This is a genomic window from Enterococcus sp. AMC2644 (genome assembly GCF_058216475.1).
Window position 1 is genome coordinate 1,278,827 of sequence record NZ_CM177095.1, and the last position, 20,916, is coordinate 1,299,742.

18 protein-coding genes are annotated in these 20,916 nt (G+C 36.5%); 7 read left to right on the forward strand and 11 right to left on the reverse strand.

Going from position 1 to position 20,916, the window contains the following annotated elements; genetic code table 11:
- Positions 1-23: 23 nt before the first annotated feature.
- The 4 genes from AC4BC5_RS06275 to pth are packed head-to-tail and all read right to left on the reverse strand — an operon-like array spanning position 24 to position 5,993.
- On the reverse strand, positions 24-290 hold the full coding sequence (locus AC4BC5_RS06275; RefSeq protein WP_207942031.1) for an RNA-binding S4 domain-containing protein: 267 nt from the start codon (positions 288-290) through the stop codon (positions 24-26).
- Entirely contained in the window at positions 290-1,879 is a 1,590-nt protein-coding gene (locus AC4BC5_RS06280) for a putative polysaccharide biosynthesis protein (RefSeq protein WP_490497258.1), read from the reverse strand. The genes AC4BC5_RS06275 and AC4BC5_RS06280 overlap by 1 nt, the downstream gene beginning before the upstream one ends.
- Before the next feature lie 15 nt (positions 1,880-1,894).
- Positions 1,895-5,422 (reverse strand): transcription-repair coupling factor, encoded by a 3,528-nt coding sequence (gene mfd / locus AC4BC5_RS06285; protein WP_490497259.1) that lies wholly within the window; start codon positions 5,420-5,422, stop codon positions 1,895-1,897.
- A gap of 10 nt (positions 5,423-5,432) precedes the next feature.
- Positions 5,433-5,993 carry an aminoacyl-tRNA hydrolase gene (pth, locus tag AC4BC5_RS06290; RefSeq protein WP_490497260.1) on the reverse strand — a complete coding sequence of 187 codons (561 nt, stop codon included), beginning with the start codon at positions 5,991-5,993 and terminating at the stop codon, positions 5,433-5,435.
- Positions 5,994-6,316: 323 nt separating this feature from the next.
- On the opposite strand from pth, the gene AC4BC5_RS06295 reads away from it, so the two are divergent.
- The gene (locus AC4BC5_RS06295; protein WP_490497262.1) at positions 6,317-7,306 is read left to right on the forward strand and encodes an L-lactate dehydrogenase; all 990 of its coding nucleotides are present in this window, start codon (positions 6,317-6,319) and stop codon (positions 7,304-7,306) included.
- A 200-nt stretch (positions 7,307-7,506) separates the two neighbouring features.
- On the forward strand, positions 7,507-8,913 hold the full coding sequence (locus AC4BC5_RS06300) for a L,D-transpeptidase family protein (RefSeq protein ID WP_490497263.1): 1,407 nt from the start codon (positions 7,507-7,509) through the stop codon (positions 8,911-8,913).
- Positions 8,914-9,116: 203 nt separating this feature from the next.
- Here AC4BC5_RS06300 and AC4BC5_RS06305 read toward each other — a convergent pair whose 3' ends face one another.
- Complete coding sequence (locus AC4BC5_RS06305) at positions 9,117-9,839, reverse strand: YebC/PmpR family DNA-binding transcriptional regulator (protein WP_490497264.1); 723 nt, start codon at positions 9,837-9,839, stop codon at positions 9,117-9,119.
- 15 nt (positions 9,840-9,854) lie between these two features.
- On the reverse strand, positions 9,855-10,358 hold the full coding sequence (locus tag AC4BC5_RS06310; RefSeq protein WP_490497265.1) for a VanZ family protein: 504 nt from the start codon (positions 10,356-10,358) through the stop codon (positions 9,855-9,857).
- Positions 10,359-10,454: 96 nt separating this feature from the next.
- Here AC4BC5_RS06310 and AC4BC5_RS06315 point away from each other — a divergent pair, with 96 nt between their 5' ends.
- Positions 10,455-12,257: a M3 family oligoendopeptidase gene (locus tag AC4BC5_RS06315; RefSeq protein WP_490497266.1), complete on the forward strand. Its 1,803-nt coding sequence runs from the start codon at positions 10,455-10,457 to the stop codon at positions 12,255-12,257.
- 61 nt (positions 12,258-12,318) lie between these two features.
- Here the strand turns inward: AC4BC5_RS06315 and AC4BC5_RS06320 are convergent, their stop codons facing one another.
- The 3 genes from AC4BC5_RS06320 to AC4BC5_RS06330 all read right to left on the reverse strand — a co-directional run bounded on the left by AC4BC5_RS06320 (position 12,319) and on the right by AC4BC5_RS06330 (position 15,135).
- Positions 12,319-12,780, reverse strand: a complete 462-nt coding sequence (locus AC4BC5_RS06320; protein ID WP_490497267.1) for a TspO/MBR family protein — start codon at positions 12,778-12,780, stop codon at positions 12,319-12,321.
- A 60-nt stretch (positions 12,781-12,840) separates the two neighbouring features.
- A complete protein-coding gene (locus tag AC4BC5_RS06325) occupies positions 12,841-13,536 on the reverse strand; it encodes a DUF554 domain-containing protein (RefSeq protein ID WP_490497268.1) in 696 nt (231 codons plus the stop codon).
- A gap of 411 nt (positions 13,537-13,947) precedes the next feature.
- Positions 13,948-15,135, reverse strand: a complete 1,188-nt coding sequence (locus tag AC4BC5_RS06330; protein ID WP_490497269.1) for an MFS transporter — start codon at positions 15,133-15,135, stop codon at positions 13,948-13,950.
- 138 nt (positions 15,136-15,273) lie between these two features.
- Here AC4BC5_RS06330 and AC4BC5_RS06335 point away from each other — a divergent pair, with 138 nt between their 5' ends.
- Entirely contained in the window at positions 15,274-15,741 is a 468-nt protein-coding gene (locus AC4BC5_RS06335) for a GNAT family N-acetyltransferase (RefSeq protein WP_490497270.1), read from the forward strand.
- A gap of 126 nt (positions 15,742-15,867) precedes the next feature.
- Here the strand turns inward: AC4BC5_RS06335 and AC4BC5_RS06340 are convergent, their stop codons facing one another.
- A complete protein-coding gene (locus AC4BC5_RS06340) occupies positions 15,868-18,309 on the reverse strand; it encodes a heavy metal translocating P-type ATPase (RefSeq protein WP_490497271.1) in 2,442 nt (813 codons plus the stop codon).
- Between the two features lie 11 nt (positions 18,310-18,320).
- Positions 18,321-18,728 carry a CopY/TcrY family copper transport repressor gene (locus AC4BC5_RS06345; RefSeq protein WP_490497272.1) on the reverse strand — a complete coding sequence of 136 codons (408 nt, stop codon included), beginning with the start codon at positions 18,726-18,728 and terminating at the stop codon, positions 18,321-18,323.
- 190 nt (positions 18,729-18,918) lie between these two features.
- Here AC4BC5_RS06345 and AC4BC5_RS06350 point away from each other — a divergent pair, with 190 nt between their 5' ends.
- From AC4BC5_RS06350 to AC4BC5_RS06360, 3 genes are read left to right on the forward strand one after another with little or no spacing between them, the layout of a single operon-like run.
- Complete coding sequence (locus tag AC4BC5_RS06350; RefSeq protein WP_490497273.1) at positions 18,919-19,236, forward strand: PadR family transcriptional regulator; 318 nt, start codon at positions 18,919-18,921, stop codon at positions 19,234-19,236.
- The gene (locus tag AC4BC5_RS06355) at positions 19,233-19,817 is read left to right on the forward strand and encodes a DUF1700 domain-containing protein (protein ID WP_490497274.1); all 585 of its coding nucleotides are present in this window, start codon (positions 19,233-19,235) and stop codon (positions 19,815-19,817) included. Before AC4BC5_RS06350 ends, AC4BC5_RS06355 begins: the two co-directional genes overlap by 4 nt.
- Positions 19,814-20,821, forward strand: a complete 1,008-nt coding sequence (locus tag AC4BC5_RS06360; protein ID WP_490497275.1) for a DUF4097 family beta strand repeat-containing protein — start codon at positions 19,814-19,816, stop codon at positions 20,819-20,821. The genes AC4BC5_RS06355 and AC4BC5_RS06360 overlap by 4 nt, the downstream gene beginning before the upstream one ends.
- Positions 20,822-20,916 lie beyond the last annotated feature (95 nt).

Sequence of the window (20,916 nt, forward strand, 5' to 3'; positions counted from 1 at the left end):
CAGAAACGCTTGTCTAACCTAATTTACTCGAAATTATCGACTCTTTTTTCTGATAAAATTTCATACATTTTTGCTGCATCTTCTTTTTTGGTTGATTCGTGTAATTCGTTGACTTTCACTTCTAAAATACGGTTACCAAATTGAATTTTCAACGTATCGCCAACTTTGACTGAACTACTTGACTTTGCTAACGTGCCATTAATTTGAATACGTCCTTTGTCTGCCACTTCTTTGGCAACAGAACGACGCTTAATAATTCTTGAAATTTTTAAAAACTTGTCTAAACGCATTATTTTCCTCCCATGAAACGCAATATTTTTTTCCCAAACGGAATCATTAGCCACTCACGTAATGTTAACAACTCGAAACGTATCGCAAATTGGATAAAAATGGTCCCACCAACTACAACTCCCAACAAACTAAAAACCAACGCCTGCAAACGGCTGCCCGGTGCACCAAGTACGTAGGTTAAAATGCCGTAGAAAATCCAGAGACCCATAACCATCCCAACTATACAAGCAATTAATTTACTGCCAAAATGTCGTTCTTTCCAAAAAACATTAATTTGAGCGTCTTCTTTTTTGATAAGATACCACAAGATGACGGTTAATCCTACTAAAGTTGATAAACTTGATCCAATTGTGCCAAACAAAATCGTCAATGGACCGGTCACAACAAATTTCATGACAATCCCCCAACCTGCTGCTTTTAATGAGCGACGAAAGTAATTTTGACTTTGAGCGATACTTTGATAAGCCTGAATGGTTGCGGTTAATACAATGGCAAATACAAACAAGGTTAGCGCCATATTACCAGCATTGTCTTTAAATAAGGCATAATTAATATATGGCAATAACACTGCAAGTCCAGTCGCTGCAGCTAGTGCTAGGCCAATTGTTAAACGAAGGTACATTTTTGCTGATTTCAAAAATTGTTCGCCTCGTTCTTCGATTAAACAAGTCGTCAACGCTGGTAAAAAAGTAGCGCTTAAAGCTGTAGCAGCAACTAACCCTAATTGCACCAAAGGCTGGCCTCGATCATATACGCCTTTAGCAATCCGAGCATTTTGTTCAATAACCCCTTGGAACTCTAATGCATTTACAATAAAAAACGAATCTACTAATTGGAATAAAATCAATAAACCACTATAGATTGATAACAAACCACCTTCAACAAAAAATTTACGGCGCATTCGTTTAGAAACCGAAAATGTTCTTGGTATTCGTAAAAAACGATGATTCGTTCCAAAAATTTTGTGGTCATAATAAGCCAAAAGCAACCATGCAACCACGCCTCCTACAAAGGCACCCGTCATTGCTAGCGTGCCTACTTGATAAATAGTGAGTGACAAACGATGAAAAGCCGAGGCAGCGACTAAAATAACCCCTACTCGTAATAATTGTTCAGAGACTTGCGAAACAGCAGACGGCACCATCAATAAATTCCCTTGAAAATTCCCACGGTAAAATGATAAAGGTGGGACTAATAAAAAGGTGAATGAAACCACCTGAATCAAAGGTTTCAATAAAACATTGCCCATAATAGTCGCAATCATACCACTAAAGAAAAAGGTAAGTCCCCATAAACAAATTGAAAACCAAAATACTAAAGGATAAATTTCATCTAGTGTTTGTTGTTGCTTCTGCGGATTTTTTTGACTTGCCACTAACTTTGAAATGAATTGTGGTAAACCAGATAACGCTAAGGTCATAGCTAATCCGTAGATAGGATAGACTTGTTGGTAAACATAAAATCCTTCATCACCAACCAAGTTTTGAAAAGGAACTCGATACACCGCACTCAATAATTTCGCGATAAAAGAAGCTAAGGTTAGCACAAATGCGCCTTTCATCATTCGTTGCATTTGATTTCGTGCCATGTGGCATCCTCCTTGCTAGCGCTGTTGCAATTGCTCTTGATAACGTATTTCACGTAAAGCTTTAACAAATTCCTGCACTTCATGCAGCCAAACCATTTGCTTCATTTCTTTAGGTACAGTTAGTTTGATGTGCATTTGTTCTTTTTCCACACCCAATGTTGCTTTTAACTTGGTAGACGATAATGCACCAAATAATTGTTCAACTGTATACGCTTTGGTTCCGGCTTTGCTCAAAATAAATTGAATAATAGGACCGTGTTTACGAATCGTATCAATTAATGCGCGATCGCCATTCATTTTAATTTCGCCAATCATTAACAAATGAGCAACTTCATCTGGATATTCACCAAAACGATCGATTAAATCATCTTGTAATTCATCTAAACTATCCATACTTTCCAGTTCACGAATACGTTTGTAAATTTCAATTTTTTGACGTTCATCATCAATGTATTCTGCGGGTAGGTAGGCATCAATTCCCAAATCAATTTCAACTGATGTTTTTTCAGTTTGCGTATTTTTTCCTTGCTTACGATCAACAGCTTCTGACAACATCTGCGCATACATATCGAATCCGACAGAGTCAATAAAGCCATGTTGTTGTGCTCCCAATAAGTTTCCCGCACCGCGAATCGATAAATCGCGCATGGCAATTTTAAACCCAGAGCCTAGTTCAGTAAAGTCTTTAATTGCTTGTAAGCGTTTCTCACTGACCTCATTTAATATTTTTTGTTGTTCATACATGAAATATGCATACGCCACGCGATTGCTTCGACCAACCCGTCCGCGTAATTGATACAACGTAGATAAGCCCATATAATCAGCATTTTCGACAAATAAGGTATTCGCGTTGGGGATATCTACGCCCGTTTCAATAATTGTTGTCGTAACTAAAACATCAAATTGGCCCTCAATAAAATCAAACAAGGTATTTTCCAATTGCACTTCAGTCATTTGCCCATGGGCGTACCCAATCCGAGCATCTGGTACTAACGCTTGGAGTTCCTCTACTTTTTGCTCTATCGTATCTACCCGATTGTATAAGTAGAAAACTTGGCCGCCACGTGCCATTTCGCGCAAGATAGCTTCACGAATTGCCCCTGGATTGGTTTCCATGACATACGTTTGAATGGGGTAACGATTTTCAGGTGGTGTTTCAATTACGGATAAATCCCGCACACCAAGCATTGACATGTGTAAGGTTCTTGGAATCGGCGTAGCTGTTAAGGTGACCACATCCACTTGTGAGCGAAGCTGTTTCAAGCGTTCTTTGTGTTTCACTCCAAAACGTTGCTCCTCGTCAATTACTAATAATCCTAAATCTGCAAATTCAATATCTTGCGACAAAATCCGATGGGTTCCAACGACAATATCCACTTTGCCTTCTTTAATTTCTTTAATCGTTTCATTTTGTTGCTTTTTTGTACGAAAACGGCTTAACAAGCCCACATTTACAGGAAAACCTTCAAAACGGTCAACCATCGTTTCATAATGTTGTTGCGCCAAAATCGTGGTTGGGACTAAAAAAGCCACTTGTTTACTTTCCTTAACTGCTTTAAATGCTGCTCGCAACGCTACTTCAGTTTTTCCAAAGCCAACATCGCCTACAAGTAAACGATCCATGGGTTTTTCTTTTTCCATGTCATGCTTAATTTCAGCCGTACTACGCAATTGATCGTCGGTTTCACTGTATGGAAAGGCATCTTCAAATTCACGCTGGTAAGCATCGTCGGGAGCGAAAGCATATCCCTTTTCAGCTTCTCGTTTCGCATAAAGTTGGATTAAATCATCCGCAATATCCTCAATTTTTTTCGAGACTTTTCGCTTGGTTTTTGCCCACTCTGTCCCACCCAGTTTATTAATCTTAGGTGATTTTGATTCAGAGGCAACATATTTTTGAATTAAGTTTAACTGAGTAACAGGGATAAATAACTTATCGTCATTTTGATAAACAATTGTCATGTAATCTTGATGGACACCATCTACCTCTAATGTTTGCATACCAATATATTTACCAATTCCATGATTCGCATGAACGACATAATCACCCGTTTTTAATTCATTGTAACTTTTTAAACGCTCTGCATTCGTAACTGTTTGCCGACGCTTACGCTTTTTGGTTACTTTTTGGAACATTTCTTGCTCAGTTACAATGACCACATGATCTTGAGGGAGTTCAAATCCGCTTTGCAATGTGCCTTCAACAATTTGAGAACGTCCTGTAAATAAGCGATCAGGTGTTGTTTCAACTGCATAAATTTCATGGTCACGAAAATCTTGCTCTAGTTTTTTAGCACGTTCCTGATTCCCAACTAAAAAAATGACTGTTTGTTGTTGTTTTTCCCAACGGTCAATTTCGACTTTTAATAAACCCATTTGTCCAAAAAATTGTTGCATCGGACGATATTGAACATTGTGAATAGCTTGGAAACGTAAATTTCCCATTCCTTTTTGAAATAGTGAAAAATAGGTCGTTGTAAAAGTTAAACGTTGAAATAATTGGTGAAGATTCATGCCAAACATTTGTTCAGAAAAAACGCGCAACTCAGAAATTTTTTGTGTCTGCCATTCACTTTCTTCTCGTTCAATTTCACGATTATTTTCCATCATACGACCGTAATCATCAACTAATAGTAAAGTATCTTTCGCGAAATAATCTAAAATGGTTTGTTTTTCTTGATATAAAAGATCCGTATACAAGTTCGCTGTATCGCCTGGAATCCCATCTCTCCAAGAAGCAATTAGTTGTCCGAAATAATCAGATAAAAATTGCTTGTCGGTTGGTTCATTCGTCACAGCTAAACGTTTAGTTAATAATTCTTGAAGTTTTTCGCTGCCTTTAGCTAAATTTTCTTTTGAAAAAACTAATTCTGTTGTTGGCAAGACGACTACTTCATCTAAATTTTCTACTGAACGCTGTGTCTCCACATCGAAATAACGCATGGAATCAATTTCAACATCAAATAATTCTAAACGAATAGGATATTCCGTATGCAAAGGGTAAATATCAATAATACTTCCTCGAATACTAAACTCACCCGGCTTGCCAATCATCGTTTGACGCTCATACCCCATTAATACTAACTGTTGTGGGAGTTGTCCAACATCAATTTCATCCCCTACGTGCCATGAGAATTGGACCTCTTGCCATGTTTTTAGAGTGGGTAAAAATTTACGAATCGCTGCAACAGGCAAGACATAGACGCCTGGTTGATTTTCAGCAATCGCATGTAAAGTTACTACCCGTTCGGCTTTGGCTTCAGGTGAAGAAAAAGCCATTTCTGCAGAAAGAACTTCATCTACTGGAAATATATAAACATCGTCAATCACTTGACGTAAATCTTCTACTAACTGGTTGGCATAATACAAATTCGCCGTCACAACAACGGTTGGACGACGGAACTTTTGATAGGCACTAGCAATTGCTAAGGTTTTAGCAGAACCCGCTAACCCGGTAATTAATTGTCTTTGTAATTTTTCTTCAATGCCTTGATACCACTCTTTAATAAAAGGAGTTTTTTCTATTAAATTAATTAAATTCATTCTTTTCCTCCTAATTAAAACGATTCATCGTAGCAATAAAATCATTCTTTTCAATATAATCAATGGTCGCTTCTACGGCTTTATCGATACTTCCTTCAATTAACGGCTGATTTTCTTTTGAAAAACCACTCAAGACGTGACTCACTACAGTCATGCCTGCTTTAGGGCGATCAATGCCAATTTTGATACGATCAAATTCTTGTGTGTTTAAATGAGAAATAATACTCTTCATGCCATTATGGCCACCCGCACTTCCTTTTTGACGAAGACGAATTTTACCTAAAACTAAATCCAAATCATCATAAATAACCACTAATTCTTCTGGATAAACACCAAAATAAGTCATCAACGGCCCAACTGCTCGTCCTGACTCATTCATAAACGTTTGTGGTTTAACTAATAAAATTTTTTCTCCATTCACAAAAAAATCAGCAACTTCTGCTTCAAAAGGATTTTTTTTGAAGGTTGCATTAAATTGTTTTGCTAAACGGTCTACGGTCATAAAGCCAACATTATGTTTTGTATTCTCATATTTTCTACCAGGGTTTCCCAGTCCGACGATCATTTTCATCTATCTATCTCCATTTGCTCCATTTTTTTCAATTTCACGCAAAATGCTGGACAAGTTTTCATTGTCCAGTTTCTCTGCTTATTTTTATAAATTATACCATAATCCCTCCCAATAACCCAAAATTCCATGCTTTCCTAATGATTTTTTTAACTATTTTACAAACTAAAAATAAGCACAGATTTGTGAAGTAAGCATTTACAACTATCACAGTTAAAAAAACTGTTACATTGTTTCATAAATCACATGACAAATCCTCGTGAAGATGGTAACATAGTAAATGTAAAGGAAATATTAAAACAAAAAGTGGAAGGATTGATACACTGATGGCTGCACAAACATTAAAAAAAGATCATCAAAAAGTTATTCTTGTTGGAGATGGCGCAGTAGGTTCTAGCTACGCATTTGCCTTAGTAACTCAAAATATTGCCCAAGAAATCGGCATTATTGATATCAACGTACCAAAAACTGAAGGAGATGCTCTAGACTTATCTCACGCATTAGCTTTCACTTCACCTAAAAAAATCTATGCAGCAACTTATGCAGATGCACATGATGCTGACATTGTTGTTATTACTGCTGGCGCTCCTCAAAAACCAGGCGAAACACGTTTAGATTTAGTTCACAAAAACTTAAAAATCAATCGTGAAGTAGTAACACAGATTGTTGAATCAGGATTTGATGGAATTTTCTTAATCGCAGCTAATCCGGTAGATATCTTAACTTATTCAACTTGGAAATTTTCAGGTTTCCCTAAAGAACGTATAATCGGTTCAGGTACTTCTCTAGATTCTGCACGCTTCCGTCAAGCATTAGCACAATTATTAGATGTGGATGCTCGTAACGTTCATGCCTATATCTTAGGTGAACATGGCGATTCAGAATTCCCTGTATGGTCTCACGCTAACGTTGCTGGTTTACAAATTTATGAGTGGGTTAAAAATCATCCAGAAGTCGATGAAGAAGCGATGGTTAACTTATTCTTTAGCGTACGTGATGCTGCCTACACTATTATTGAAAGAAAAGGGGCTACTTTTTATGGGATTGCCGTAGCTTTAGCACGTATCACTAAAGCTATTTTAGGCGATGAAAATGCTGTATTACCTTTATCTGTTTATATGAATGGTGAATATGGATTAGAAGATATCTATATTGGTGCACCAGCCATTATCAATGCACAAGGTATCCAACAAGTTATTGAAATCCCATTAAATGACGGCGAAAAAAATCGAATGGCTGCTTCAGCAAAACAATTGAAAGATATTCTAGATGCAGCTTTTGAAAAATTAGATGCCGAAGATGCTGAAAACAACTAATTTGTAACCAATCAAAAACATGAAAGAAGCAAACACGCCTTTGGTTTAAGGCCGTGTTTGCTTTTTTTTAAATATTTATTAGAATTCATCCACTTTATAAGCATTATTCTCGTTTTCAATTGTAAATGTGCTATGATATTACTAACTTATTGTGTTGTCAGGCAGCACAAGTTTAAATTTATGAGGAGTTGAATATCTCTATGTCTCTTTCTGAAAAACGTTCAATGACGTCTACGACTCAAAAAGTCATCATTGGCGTGTTGGTGGGTGTTTTGGTTATTGTCGCAGGTTATTCTTATCGTAGTACATATTATATTGATCATTTTTTACCAAAAACATATGTTGAAGATATCAATGTAAGTGAATTAACTGTAGAGGAAGCAAATAAAAAGCTGCATGATCAGTATGCAGCGCAAGAATTTACATTGAAAGAAAATAACCAGGAATGGAAAACAATTAATAAACATGACTTTGGTCTAAATACAGATTTTACTGCTGAACTAGAAAAAATTAAAGAGGAACAAAGCCAATGGTTATGGGGAACAGCTTCCCTTGGTTCCAAACAAAATCTTTCTTTAAATAAAGCTGCTTTTGATGAAAATAGTTTAGCTAACAAAACTGAAGAACTAAAAAAAGAACTTGATAAGCTAAATAAAGATCGACAAGTCACGGCAGATGCAAAATTAACTAAGGGAGAAGATGGATTTGAAATTACTCCTGAGGTTACAGGTACGAAATTTGATGTTCAAAAAACAATAGACGATTTCAAGGCTGACTTATTGGCTGGTAAAGATGAATTAAGTCTAGACACATATAAAACAACTCCAAAAATTACGGCAGATAATCCTGAATTAAACAAAGAAGCTGATACCTTAAATAAAATTGCGCATATCAATGCTTCTTATACTATTAATGGGAATACCTTTGAAATTCCTAAAGATAAAATTATGGATTGGTTATCTTATAAAGATGGAAAAGCAGATCTCAATCGGGACAAGGTACGCAAATACGTAGCTTCTTTAGGAGAAGAGTATAATACCAGTACGAATGATTCCACTTTCAAAAGTACTCGCCGCGGTGAAGTTTCTGTTCCTGCTGGGACATTGAGTTGGACTATTGCACCAGATGATGAAACAGATGCCTTAATTGCTGATTTATTAAATGGCGAAGATTTTACTCGTTCACCGATTGCCCAAGGAAGTGCTGATGCAGGTGCCCCACTATTCAGCAATACTTACGTTGAAGTAGATTTAAAAAATCAACATATGTGGTATTACAAAGATGGAGAAGTAGTGTTAGAAACGGATGTTGTTTCTGGGAAACCTAAAACACCTACGCCCCCAGGAGTCTTTTATATTTGGAATAAAGAACGCAATGCTACCTTACGTGGCACAAATGATGATGGCTCAAAATATGCTGAGCCGGTTGATTATTGGATGCCAATTGACTGGACTGGTGTCGGAATCCATGATTCAAGTTGGCAACCTGCTTATGGTGGCGAACTTTGGAAAACAGTTGGTTCTCACGGTTGTGTGAATACCCCACCTGGCGTCATGGCAGAACTATTTGATATTGTTGAAGTAGGAACGCCAGTTATTGTCCTATAAACAAAAAAGCTGAACAGCAATGAAGCGACCTCCAAAAGTTAGACCAAAAAATCTAACTTTTGGAGGTCGCTTTTTCATGGCTAAATACAGGCTTGAAGGAACGGGCGGAACAGACAGGCGCTTAAGAAGTAATTTTAGAACACTAAAAAAGAGCGGATTTCTCCACTCCTTAAACGTTTAACTTTTGGTCGTCATTACCTTTTTTATTCTTCAATTGATGTATAAACTTCTGATACATCGTCATCATCTTCTAATTTTTCAATAAGCTGGGCAAATTGTGCCTTTTGATCATCTGACAATACCGTAGTAGTTTGAGGAAACATGGTTAATTCAGCTTGCGCCAAGATAAATTCTTTTTCTAATTCATCACGAACCGCTGTGAAATCTTCTGGAGCTGTATAGATTTCAAATACTTCAGGCGATGTAATTAAATCCTCGCCGCCAACTTCCAAAATTTTTTCTAACATTTCATCTTCATCCAAAGTTACGTCTGCTCTTTCAATCGCAATATACCCTTTACGGTCAAACATATAACTGACCGAACCTGTCTCACCGAGATTTCCGCCATTACGGCTAAAAGCCACCCGCACGTTGGTTCCTGTACGATTACGATTATCCGTTAAAGTTTCTACCAAAATAGCTACGCCGCCCGGTCCATAACCTTCATAAATTACTTCATCATAGTTTGCGCCATCAGTGGAACTAGTCGCTTTTTTTATCGCACGTTCTACATTATCATTAGGCATGTTTGCTGCCTTCGCTTTATCCAAAGCTAAACGTAAAGCCGGATTTGAACTGCTATCCGAACCACCATTTTTTGCTGCAATATAAATCTCTCTTGATAATTTTTGGAAGATTTTTCCTCGTTTGGCATCTTGAGCATTTTTTCTTCCTTGAATATTTTTCCATTTACTATGTCCTGCCAATACTATCCTCTCCTTTTAGAAAATTCGCTGTTGTCGAAAGCCAATGAACATCCAACATAACATAACTGCCGTTAATGCCCCCACTGAATCTAACATCACATCTTGAAACAAAGGCGTGCGTCCATTTGTCATCATTTGATGAAATTCATCCATTCCCGCATAACCTGTTGCTGCCATCCAACCAAAAAAAGCCGATAAACCTAATGACTTTAATTTGGGAAATAGTCCTAAACAAAAGCTGCCCCCTAAAATAAAATAGGTGCAAAAATGGGCAAATTTACGAACAAAGAATTCAACAAAAGCAAAATAACCTTTCGCTTGAATACTAATTTCACTATCTGCATATAGAAAAGAAATTTTACTTAACCACTCTTTGAACGGTTCATTTTTTAACAATACTTTAAGTAATCCAATTTGAGACTGCTCCTCATAGGATTGCGATGAGCTATAAAAGAGGAGTGCCATAACAACAAAACCGATAATTAAATAGGTATTTCCATTTTTCATGCCTTTTTTCACTGTTCAATCACCTCAATATCTCATCTTAGCATTTTCTGTTTAGCAAAGAAACAGTTATGTTATACTAGATACGGAAAACAGAAGGGAGTTTTTTTCATGACTTATGCAATCAACTGGGATTTAGATTCAATTTTTTCAGGGGGAAGCAATTCAGAAAAGTTAGAACAACGAATGCAACAATTATCGGATGAAATCCATGAATACCATCATGCGGTAACGGCTTTTTCACCAGCTGAAGATGCGACCGATGCTTTAGTGCAACTATTGCAATTTGCTGAAACAATCAGCAACGGATTTGGACAATGTTCAAGTTTCATTAATGCCTTACTTTCAAGCAATGTTAACGATAGTAAAGCAAAAATATTATCCGGTGACTTATATAGTAAATTACCAGAATATCAGTTAGCAAGTACCATTTTCTCTAAAAAATTAACGGAGATTGATGAGGATACTTGGAAAACACTGATGGCAACCAAACAATTACAGCCAGTTGCTTTCCGCCTAACAGAAATTCGTCGTGATGGTAAGGAACTACTATCTGAAGCGGAAGAGAATATTATTAATACCTTAAAATTAGATGGTTTAAATGCTTGGAGTGAACATTATGACACAATTGTTGCAAGCATCACTATTCCATTTACCCAAACAGATGGTACAGAGATCCACCTGTCAGCCGGACAAGCCTTTAATAAAATGATGGGCGATCCTGACGCCAACGTTCGCCAAGAATTATTTGAGAAATGGGAGCAAGCTTGGAGTGAAAAAGCTGATTTATTTGCAGATACCCTCAACCACTTAGATGGCTTCCGTTTATCTACTCAAAAATTACATGGTTTCGACAATTATCTGAAAGAACCCTTAGAATACAATCGTTTAAAACAAGAAACTTTAGATACTATGTGGGCTACCATTCAAAAAAATAAACAACCAATCGTTGACTTTTTAACACGTAAAGCTCAATTATTTGGAAAAGATAAAATGGATTGGCAAGATCAAGATGCGCCTATCATTTTAGGTGAAATGCAAGAACGTACCTATTCTTTTGATGATGCAGCAGAATTTATTGTAGAGAATTTTGAAAAATTCAGTCCTAAAATGTCCGAATTTGCGCAAATGGCCTTTGATAAGGCCTGGATTGAAGCTGAAGATCGTCCAGGAAAACGCCCCGGTGGCTATTGTACGAGTTTACCTGAAACTCAAGAATCGCGTATTTTCATGACATATAGTAATTCTGTTAACGAAGTAGCAACCTTAGCCCATGAATTAGGTCATGCATTCCATAGTAGTGTCTTATGGGACTTACCTAGCTTAAACCAAGACTACGCTATGAACGTTGCCGAAACAGCTAGCACTTTTGCTGAATTGATTGTTGCTGATGCTACGTTAAAAGAAGCGACGACTAAAGAAGAAAAAATCAATTTATTGGATGCAAAAATGCAAAATGCCATTGCGATGTTCATGAACATCCATACACGTTACATTTTTGAAAATAATTTCTACCAAGCACGTCAAAAAGGATTGGTTTCTTCTGAACAAATCACAGAAATGATGTTAGCAGCCCAAAAAGAAAGTTATTTAGATAGCTTAGGCACATACCATCCACACTTCTGGGCGGCTAAATTACACTTCTTTATTGATGATGTGCCATTTTATAACTTCCCATATACATTTGGTTATTTATTTAGCATGGGCATCTATGCTTATGCTAATCAAAAAGGTGCTAACTTTGAAGATGAGTATATTGCCTTGTTACGTGACACTGCTTCAATGACAACCGAAGATTTAGCACAAAAACATTTACAAGTTGATTTGACAAAACCTGACTTCTGGCAAGCTGGTATCGATATGGTCTTAAAAGATATCAAAGAGTTCATGGTCTTAACTGAAGAATATCTGTAAAGAAAAGAAACGCTCCGAACGAGAGGCACAAATGTCGTGTGTTCCCATTCGGAGCGTTGTTTTAATTTAAAATAGCAATACTGATACATAAATAACTAGCAAATAGACACCATAAAAGATAGGGAATAAATAAATAACTTGCTAAAGGATTGATACGATAAAAGGCCTTGATACTAACAGCAATCAAAAGGATTAACGCCACGATTACCACACTCGCTAACCAATAGTGACCGCCACCAAAGAAAATAATGCTCCATGAAAAATTCAAAACTTGTTGAATAATAAATAAGACAATTGCTGTTTGTTTGCCTTTGCTGACTTTTGAAGTCAGCAACAGAAATAGTGCCGTCCCAATCATTGCATAAAGAATTGTCCACGTAATCCCAAATACACTACCTGCCGGTGAGAAAGGTGGTTTTTGTAATTCTTGGTAGACACTTTGAATATCACCTGCAAAAAAGCTAGAAATAACCCCGGTTAACTCAATACCAATCACGCTCAGTAACCAAATAAGCCATTGCATCTAAACGACCTCCTTTTTTCTAGAGTAACATAAGCAAAATAGGAAGCCTATCAATAACCATTAGTAGAAATATTGAATGCACATCAGTAGTACAAACACAAGCAATCCCGGTAAAAAATTGGATACTCGGATATAGCTGATTTTCAAAAGGTTAATCCCAATGCCCAAAATCATTATTCCTCCAATCGCGCTAATTTCACCCATTAACTCTGTTAGTAACTCAGGAGGAATCAAGCGGACTAAGACACTAGCAGCTAAAACAATGGTTCCTTGATATAAAAGAATAGGAATAGAAGAAAATAACACACCGACACCTAAAGAGGCTGTCAACATAATGGCTAAAAATCCATCCATAACGGCTTTTGTATACAATGTTGCATGATTTCCTGAGACACCACTTTCAATTGAACCAATAATGCCCATTGAACCAATCACAAAAATAAGCGATGCCGTCACAAAACCTTCAGCAAAATTACTATTAGGCCGCGCAAATTTCTTTTCTAAAAATAGCCCTAGACGGTTCATGCCATTTTCAATCCCTAAAAATTCACCAATCATTGCACCAATGCACAGACTCACAATCATCATTGTAAAAAATTTCGTCTGACTAGCCATTTGGATTCCCAAAGCAACTACACACAAGCCAATTCCTTTCGTAACGGTATCTTTCATTTCTTCACTAATATTGCGCAATATTGCACCTAAACAACCACCTAAAATAATTGCGGCACTATTGACGAGTACGCCATTTAACATTTCTATTCTCCTTTTATGATAAAATTTCCTGCTAATATTAAAAAATATAGATTTAACACTAATACATGCATCCCGTACATATAGAAAAACTTTATACTGGGGTTAAGACCGTTATCTAACCTCAATATAAAGAATTGCGTATTCATAAGTATAATGTAGATGTTTTGTTTAATAAATGCTTTTCTTAAATAAAACAGGGGAATCTACACATTCTATCAGTAGCTCTTATTCCATCTAGATTTATTTTAAAGAGATACAGACACTCATGCATTCTTTTATTCACTTGGTCCTAGCACCAATGTTATTCATAAAAAGAGATATTCAGACAAATGAAAAGTGGTAGAAAGCCTAAAATAAAAAGCTTTCTACCACTTTTAAAAGATACAATCTCTTTAATGTTGGACTTCCTTTTTAGATCTGTTCATTTAAAGCTTTAATACCTGGAATGGTCATCAATACTGTTAAACTAACTAAGTAAATTAATGATAAGAATAAGACTACAGCTTGTAAGTTGTAGTTATCCATTAAAAAGCCAATGACAATCGAAGAAAAACCACCTACCGCACGACCCAAATTCATAATAAAATTATTCGCAGTTGCGCGAATGGCCGTTGGATATAATCGACTAATAATGGCACCATAGCCGCCATACATGCCATTGATAAAGTAACCAACTATAACTGCTGCGGTAATTAAGGTCCATTGATTTTTAGCTAAGACTAATAAATAAACCGACAGTGCAGAACAGACTAAGAAGATCATATATGAGCGTCTGGCGCCAATTTTATCCATAATTGTTCCAAACGTTAGCATTCCTACAGACATTCCTAAAATAGTACTCACCATCCATAAAGAAGAACCTGATACAGACAAGCCCAAACGTGTTTGCATAATCGATGGTAGCCAGTTCATCAAACCGAAATAACCAGCAATTTGCACAGTAACCATTGCAGTTAAACCAATTGTTTGCCATGCTGTTTTAGGATTGGCAAATAATGACCATAAACTCGTGTTACGACCACTTGCTTGTGTTTCTTCAAAGGCTTCTGGTTCTTTTAAATCGCGACGAATAAATAAGACCATAAAAACTGGTAAAACCCCAATCACATATAACATTTTCCAACCAAGTGTTGGAATAATCAATGATGCTAAAATGGCTGCTAACATAGCCCCCACTTGACCACCAATTCCAGCCATTGAAGTCGCTTTTCCTAAGTGTTTTTTGGGAAATGTTTCAGAAATTAACGACATACATGCCCCATATTCCCCACCAGCACCAATTCCAGCGATAAAACGGAATAAATACACTAAATAAATATTTGATGCAAAATACATTAATAATGACGCAATCGAAAATAAAATAACTGTTTGCGAGAAAACTTTGACACGACCATACTTGTCCGCCATTAACCCAAAAAAGATTCCGCCGACTAACATTCCTAAATTGGTGATTGTTGCAATTAAACCCGCTTGTGTTCCTGAAATTCCAAAGGTTGAAATGATAGAAGAAAGCGAGAAAGCCAGAAACATGATATCCATATTTTCTAATGCGATTCCAGCAGAAGTAGATACTAAAACTTTTCGTTGATACTTAGACATTGCAAAACCATCTCCAACTCTATAAAATTAGTTAAACCTTCAAAATTTTACATGAATTTTCTGAAATTTTCAAGTATAAAAGAAGGATTTTCAGTATTATTTTCTGATAATTTGACAAATGGAATGGAGAGCAAAAAAATGATAATTCGTCCGATACAAGAAACAGATAATGCGATGATGGCAAAAATTATTCGCAAAAATCTCGAAGATTACCAATTAGATATTCCCGGTACAGCGTATTTTGACCCTGAATTAGATCAGCTATACGAATTTTATCAGCAAATACTACATGCAGAGTATTGGGTGCTTATTGAAAACAATCAATTAATTGGTGGTATTGGTGTTGTACCTTTTACCGAAAATATTGCTGAACTCCAAAAATTATACCTAAGCTCTAGTGCCAAAGGAAAAGGTTACGGACAACTGCTGATGTCTCATGCACTTGATTTTGCCAAAAAATACTATCAAGGGATTTATTTAGAAACTTTTTCAACAATGGAGAAAGCTTTACGCTTATACGAAAAAAATCAATTTGAACGCTTAGAAAGTCCTTTAGGTGCAAGCGGACATGATACGATGGATTGCTGGTATTTGAAAAAATTTTAGAGAAGTAATATGCTGCTTGTCACTATAACAAAAGGAAACAAAATAACTATACTCCCCCTATATAGGACACTGAAATGCGAAAGTCCTATATAGAGGGAGCATATTACCTTGATGAATATCTTAAGTTTATTTTTTCGGTTTAAACCCTTTTAAACGTAAGGCATTTAACAAAACAGAAACTGAACTAAAACTCATTGCTGCTCCAGCAATCATTGGATTTAACAACGGGCCGCCAAAAAGATGTAAAAGCCCCATCGCTACTGGTATACCTAACACATTATAAGCAAATGCCCAAAAAAGATTCTCTTTAATATTCTTAATCGTTGCCCGACTTAATTCAATTGCAGTCGGTACATCCATCAAATCACTGCGCATCAAGACAATATCGGCAGATTCAATTGCGACATCCGTTCCAGAACCAATCGCAATCCCAATGTCGGCTTGGGCTAAGGCAGGGGCGTCGTTAATGCCATCACCCACCATCGCAACATGTAATCCTTCATTTTGTAATTTCTTCACTTCTTTTGCTTTATCTTCGGGTAACACTTCACTAAATACACGATCAATTCCTACTTGTTTGGCAATTGCTTCAGCTGTTCGCTTGTTGTCACCAGTAATCATTGCCACCTGAAGTCCCATTCGATGCAATTTATCAATCGCTGCAACACTATTTTCTTTAAGCGTATCTGCAACTGCGACAATTCCGATTAATTGTCCATCAGCTGCGACAAACATTGGCGTTTTGCCTTCATTAGCTAATTGATTTGCCCTTGTGACAGCATCTAATAAATCAATTTGGTTTTCCTTCATTAGTTTTTGATTACCTAGTAGCAATGCTTTATCTGTAACTGTAACTGCGATTCCATGTCCCGGAATCGCTTGAAAATCTGTGTATTTTTTTAGCGGTAGCTCGCGTGTTTCTGCACTTTCAACAATAGCTTCCCCTAATGGATGTTCTGAACCCGTTTCTGCTGAAGCAGCTAGCACAAGAACCTCTTCTTCTGTGACATTGTTATAAGTAACAATGTCAGTCACAATTGGTTTCCCTTTTGTGATTGTCCCTGTTTTATCAAAAACTATCGTTTGAACTTTTTGAGTTGCTTCTAATGCATCCCCACTTTTAATCAAAACACCATTTTCTGCGCCTTTACCTGTCCCCACCATAATTGCTGTTGGTGTTGCTAAACCAAGCGCACATGGACAAGCAATAACCAATACAGAAATTGTAATACTTAAGGCAAAGACCCATGATTCTTGTCCTAAGAAAAACCAGGCTAACCCAGATAAGATTGCCAACACAATTACTACCGGTACAAATACACCGGATACTTTATCTGCTAATTTAGCGATTGGTGCTTTTGAACCTTGTGCATCTTCCACCAAACGAATGATTTGAGATAATGTTGTATCTTTGCCTACTTTTGTTGCTTTGAAATGGAAAGAGCCATTCTTGTTGAGACTGGCCCCAATAACCGTATCGCCTTGATGTTTTTCAACAGGAATACTCTCACCGGTTAACATCGATTCATCCACAGCAGAATTTCCTGAAAGAATAATACCATCAACAGGAATTTTATCACCGGGACGTACAACTACAACATCGCCTGCTTGAACCTGTTCAATTGGTAATTCAATTTCCTGATCTTGGCGAATGATACGCGCCGTTTTTGGTGCTAAATCCATGAGCTTTTTAATAGCTTCAGAGGTTTTGCCTTTTGATACTGCTTCAAAATATTTTCCTAAAGTAATTAATGTCAAGATGACGCCTGCTGATTCAAAATATAAATCAGGATGGTTGCCATGATGAATGACAATTTTCCCCATAACTAAAAGTGTTGTCATAACCATTCCTTGTAAAATAGCAGCCGATGTACCAATCGCAATCAGTGAATCCATATTGGGATGACCTTTACCCAATGCTTTAAAACCAACTGTGTAAAATGAGCGCCCCACATAAACAATCGGTAAGGTTAAAACTAATTGTAAAATCGCAAACGCAGTCACATTATGATCTGGGTGAATAAAACTAGGTAAAGGTAAGCCAACCATAGGACCCATGGCAATGTATAATAATGGCACTGCAAAAATTGCAGACCATAAAAATCGGAACCACATTTCTTGAATATAAGCAGCTTTCTTATCATTTTTAGATGTTTCTTCTCCAAAAGTTGCCTGATAACCAGCATCTGAAACGGCCGTTACAATCGCCGAAGTGGATGCTTCTTCTGGATTAAAGCGAACCATCATTTTTTCTGTTGCCAAGTTAACAGAAACTTCTTTAACTCCAGCAACTTTTTGTGTAGCCTTTTCAACTGTTTGAACACATGACGCACAGGTCATTCCCTCAATAGTAAATGTTTGCTCAATCGTTGAATCAGCCACTTGATAACCAGCAGCAGTGACCGCTTGTTTAATTTGTTCTTCACTAACATGTTCTGCAGCTACACTAAGCTTTTCTGTTGCCAAATTGACAGTTGCTTCTTGCACACCTTCGATTTTTTTGACGGCTTTCTCAACCGTTTGGGCACATGACGCACAGGTCATCCCTTCAATACTATACTCTTTCATTTTTTTCTCTCCTAACATTGATGATTTTCGGGAAGGCAATGACAAGCATTCTTTTCAACAACCTCTTTTGCTTGCAAAGCTTTTATCAAATCGGCAACATCTTCTGACGTTAACTCATTTTGTTGAATTAAATCCATAATAACCAGAGGCATTTTTTTCTTGCACACTTTATCAGAAATTTCCCGGCTGATTGCTAACACACTAGCTTCTTCCGTAATTAAAGGGCTATATAAAAAACGATTTCCGACTTTCTCGGTAGCTACAAATTTTTTTGCAACTAAACGCGTTAATAACGTTTTAACCGTTGAAGTGGTCCAATGAAATTTTTCTTGTAGCAACTGCGTAATCTCTCTACTAGTCGTTTGTTCTTGCGACCAAATAATACGCATCACTTGCCATTCCGCATTTGAAATTTCCATAGAAAGCACCTCTTTGTTTACTAATGTAATCTTTATATATTCACTATACAACTATCGTCTACAACTGTCAACAAATAATCCATAAAATTCTATTTGCTTTTTAAATAATTTCATAGTAGGATATATATAAATTATATATATAAAATTTTTATATATAAAAAAAGATTGATATATCAAGGATGTGAAAAAAATGTATTATCCCGTATCGTCTGTGTTGATTGAATGTATCATTTTGTCAGTCGTAGAAACGGCAGATTCTTATGGATATGAAATTAGCCAAACAGTGAAATTAGTTGCTGATATCAAAGAATCCACTCTCTATCCAATTCTAAAAAAATTGGAAAAAAGTGAGTACTTAACAACATATACCCGAATTTTTCAAGGAAGAAAAAGAAAATATTATTCACTGACCTCTGTTGGAAAAGAACATTTACAATTTCTACGACATGAATGGTCAAATTATCGTGATAGTTTGGATGCAATTATTGAAGGAGGCGTTCGAGGATGAATCGAGAAAACTATTTACAGCAATTAAAAAAATACTTAAAGAAACTTCCCCAGGAAGAGTATATTGATGCTATTGATTATTTCACTGAGTATTTTGATGAAGCGGGAATTGAAAATGAACAAATGGTTATCAATGAATTAGGAACACCTAAACAAGCTGCTAGTGAATTGCTCAATCAATTAGTAGAAAAACAAACACACGCGCCCCTCAGAAGTTGGTCCATGAAGCGGACCTTTTGGTTAGCCCTTTTAGCAATTTTCGCAGCACCTATTGGAATTCCTGTCGCACTAACTGCCTTTTTACTATTATTCTCAGGAATTTTAGTATTGTTTAGCTTATTATTGGCATTTGCTTCGTTACTGGTTGCTGATTTTCTAGTAGCAGGCAAACTAATTTTACGTGGCTTTGTGGCACTTCCTTTTTCATTTCCAGGTGGTGTGACCTTAATTGGTTTAGGAATGCTACTTATTGGAATTGGTCTTCTAGTATTACCACTGATTCCTTTAATTTGGAAAGTTGCTAAACATTGGACACTAACTCTTGTGACTCGCTTAACTAGAAAGCAGGTGCGTCATTCATGAAACAATTTCTACAGCGTCAAGTTGCGTTGACTTTTATTGGCATTGGTTTTGTTTTAATGGCTTTTGGTTTTATTTTAGGCGGTAAAAATTATGTTACACACGCAAACTTAAATGAGTTTAATTTAAAAGGAAAACAAACGGTTAAACACATTGAGTTAATAAAGGAACCTTTGAAAGCTTTCCAAAACTTAGAAGTTCAGTTAGACTTTGCTAATTTGATTATTGAACCTTCGACTGATAATCGAGCGTATCTTTCTTATATCAGCACCAATCCTGATGTTGCTTCTGCTCTCAACTACGAAGAAAAAGACCATACGCTCTATTTAGAAAAAAATCATTCACAAAACTACTTTATTGATATTTCTTTTATCAATCATTTATTTAATTTTGAAACGATTAGCAAAGCAGATCAAACTGCCATCACTTTATATCTTCCAGAAAAGATACTTGAGACAGTACAAATCAATGTTGAAGCTGGATCTGTGTCTATCAGTAAGTTACAAGCACAGCATACAACACTTCATTCCCAAAAACTAACACTGATAGATTCAAAAATTAATTCTTTACAAGTCTTTAATGAAGCAGGTAATTCTATTTTTAACGATACTCAGATTGAAGAATTGACCATGCATTCTGAAGCAGGTAATTTAACCTTTGAAGGAACAACTATTCAAAATGGGGACATCCACACTGAATTCGGCAATATGACACTAGATAATAGTCAGTTTAACAATACTCAATTTAAAACCGAAAGCGGTAATATCAAAGGGCAACATGTCAGCTTCACTGGTGAAAATAACATCAAAAGTGAGTACGGTGATCTTGCTTTAGAATTAACGAAATCAACCTTACAAGACACGCACTTTTCCTTACAAACAGAGCATGGTAAAGTAACCGTCCCAAATTTAACAGGCAAACAAACAGCAACTTCTTTTGAAAGTAATCAAAACGCCACACACACGTTCAATGCCTCGATTGAAAGTGGCAATATCACCATTAAATAATCAGTAGTCGTGAGATTAATTTATGTACAAGAAAAGAACCGAACGATAGAGAGGAAATGAAGCGACCCCCAAAAGCTAGATTTTTTGGTCTAACT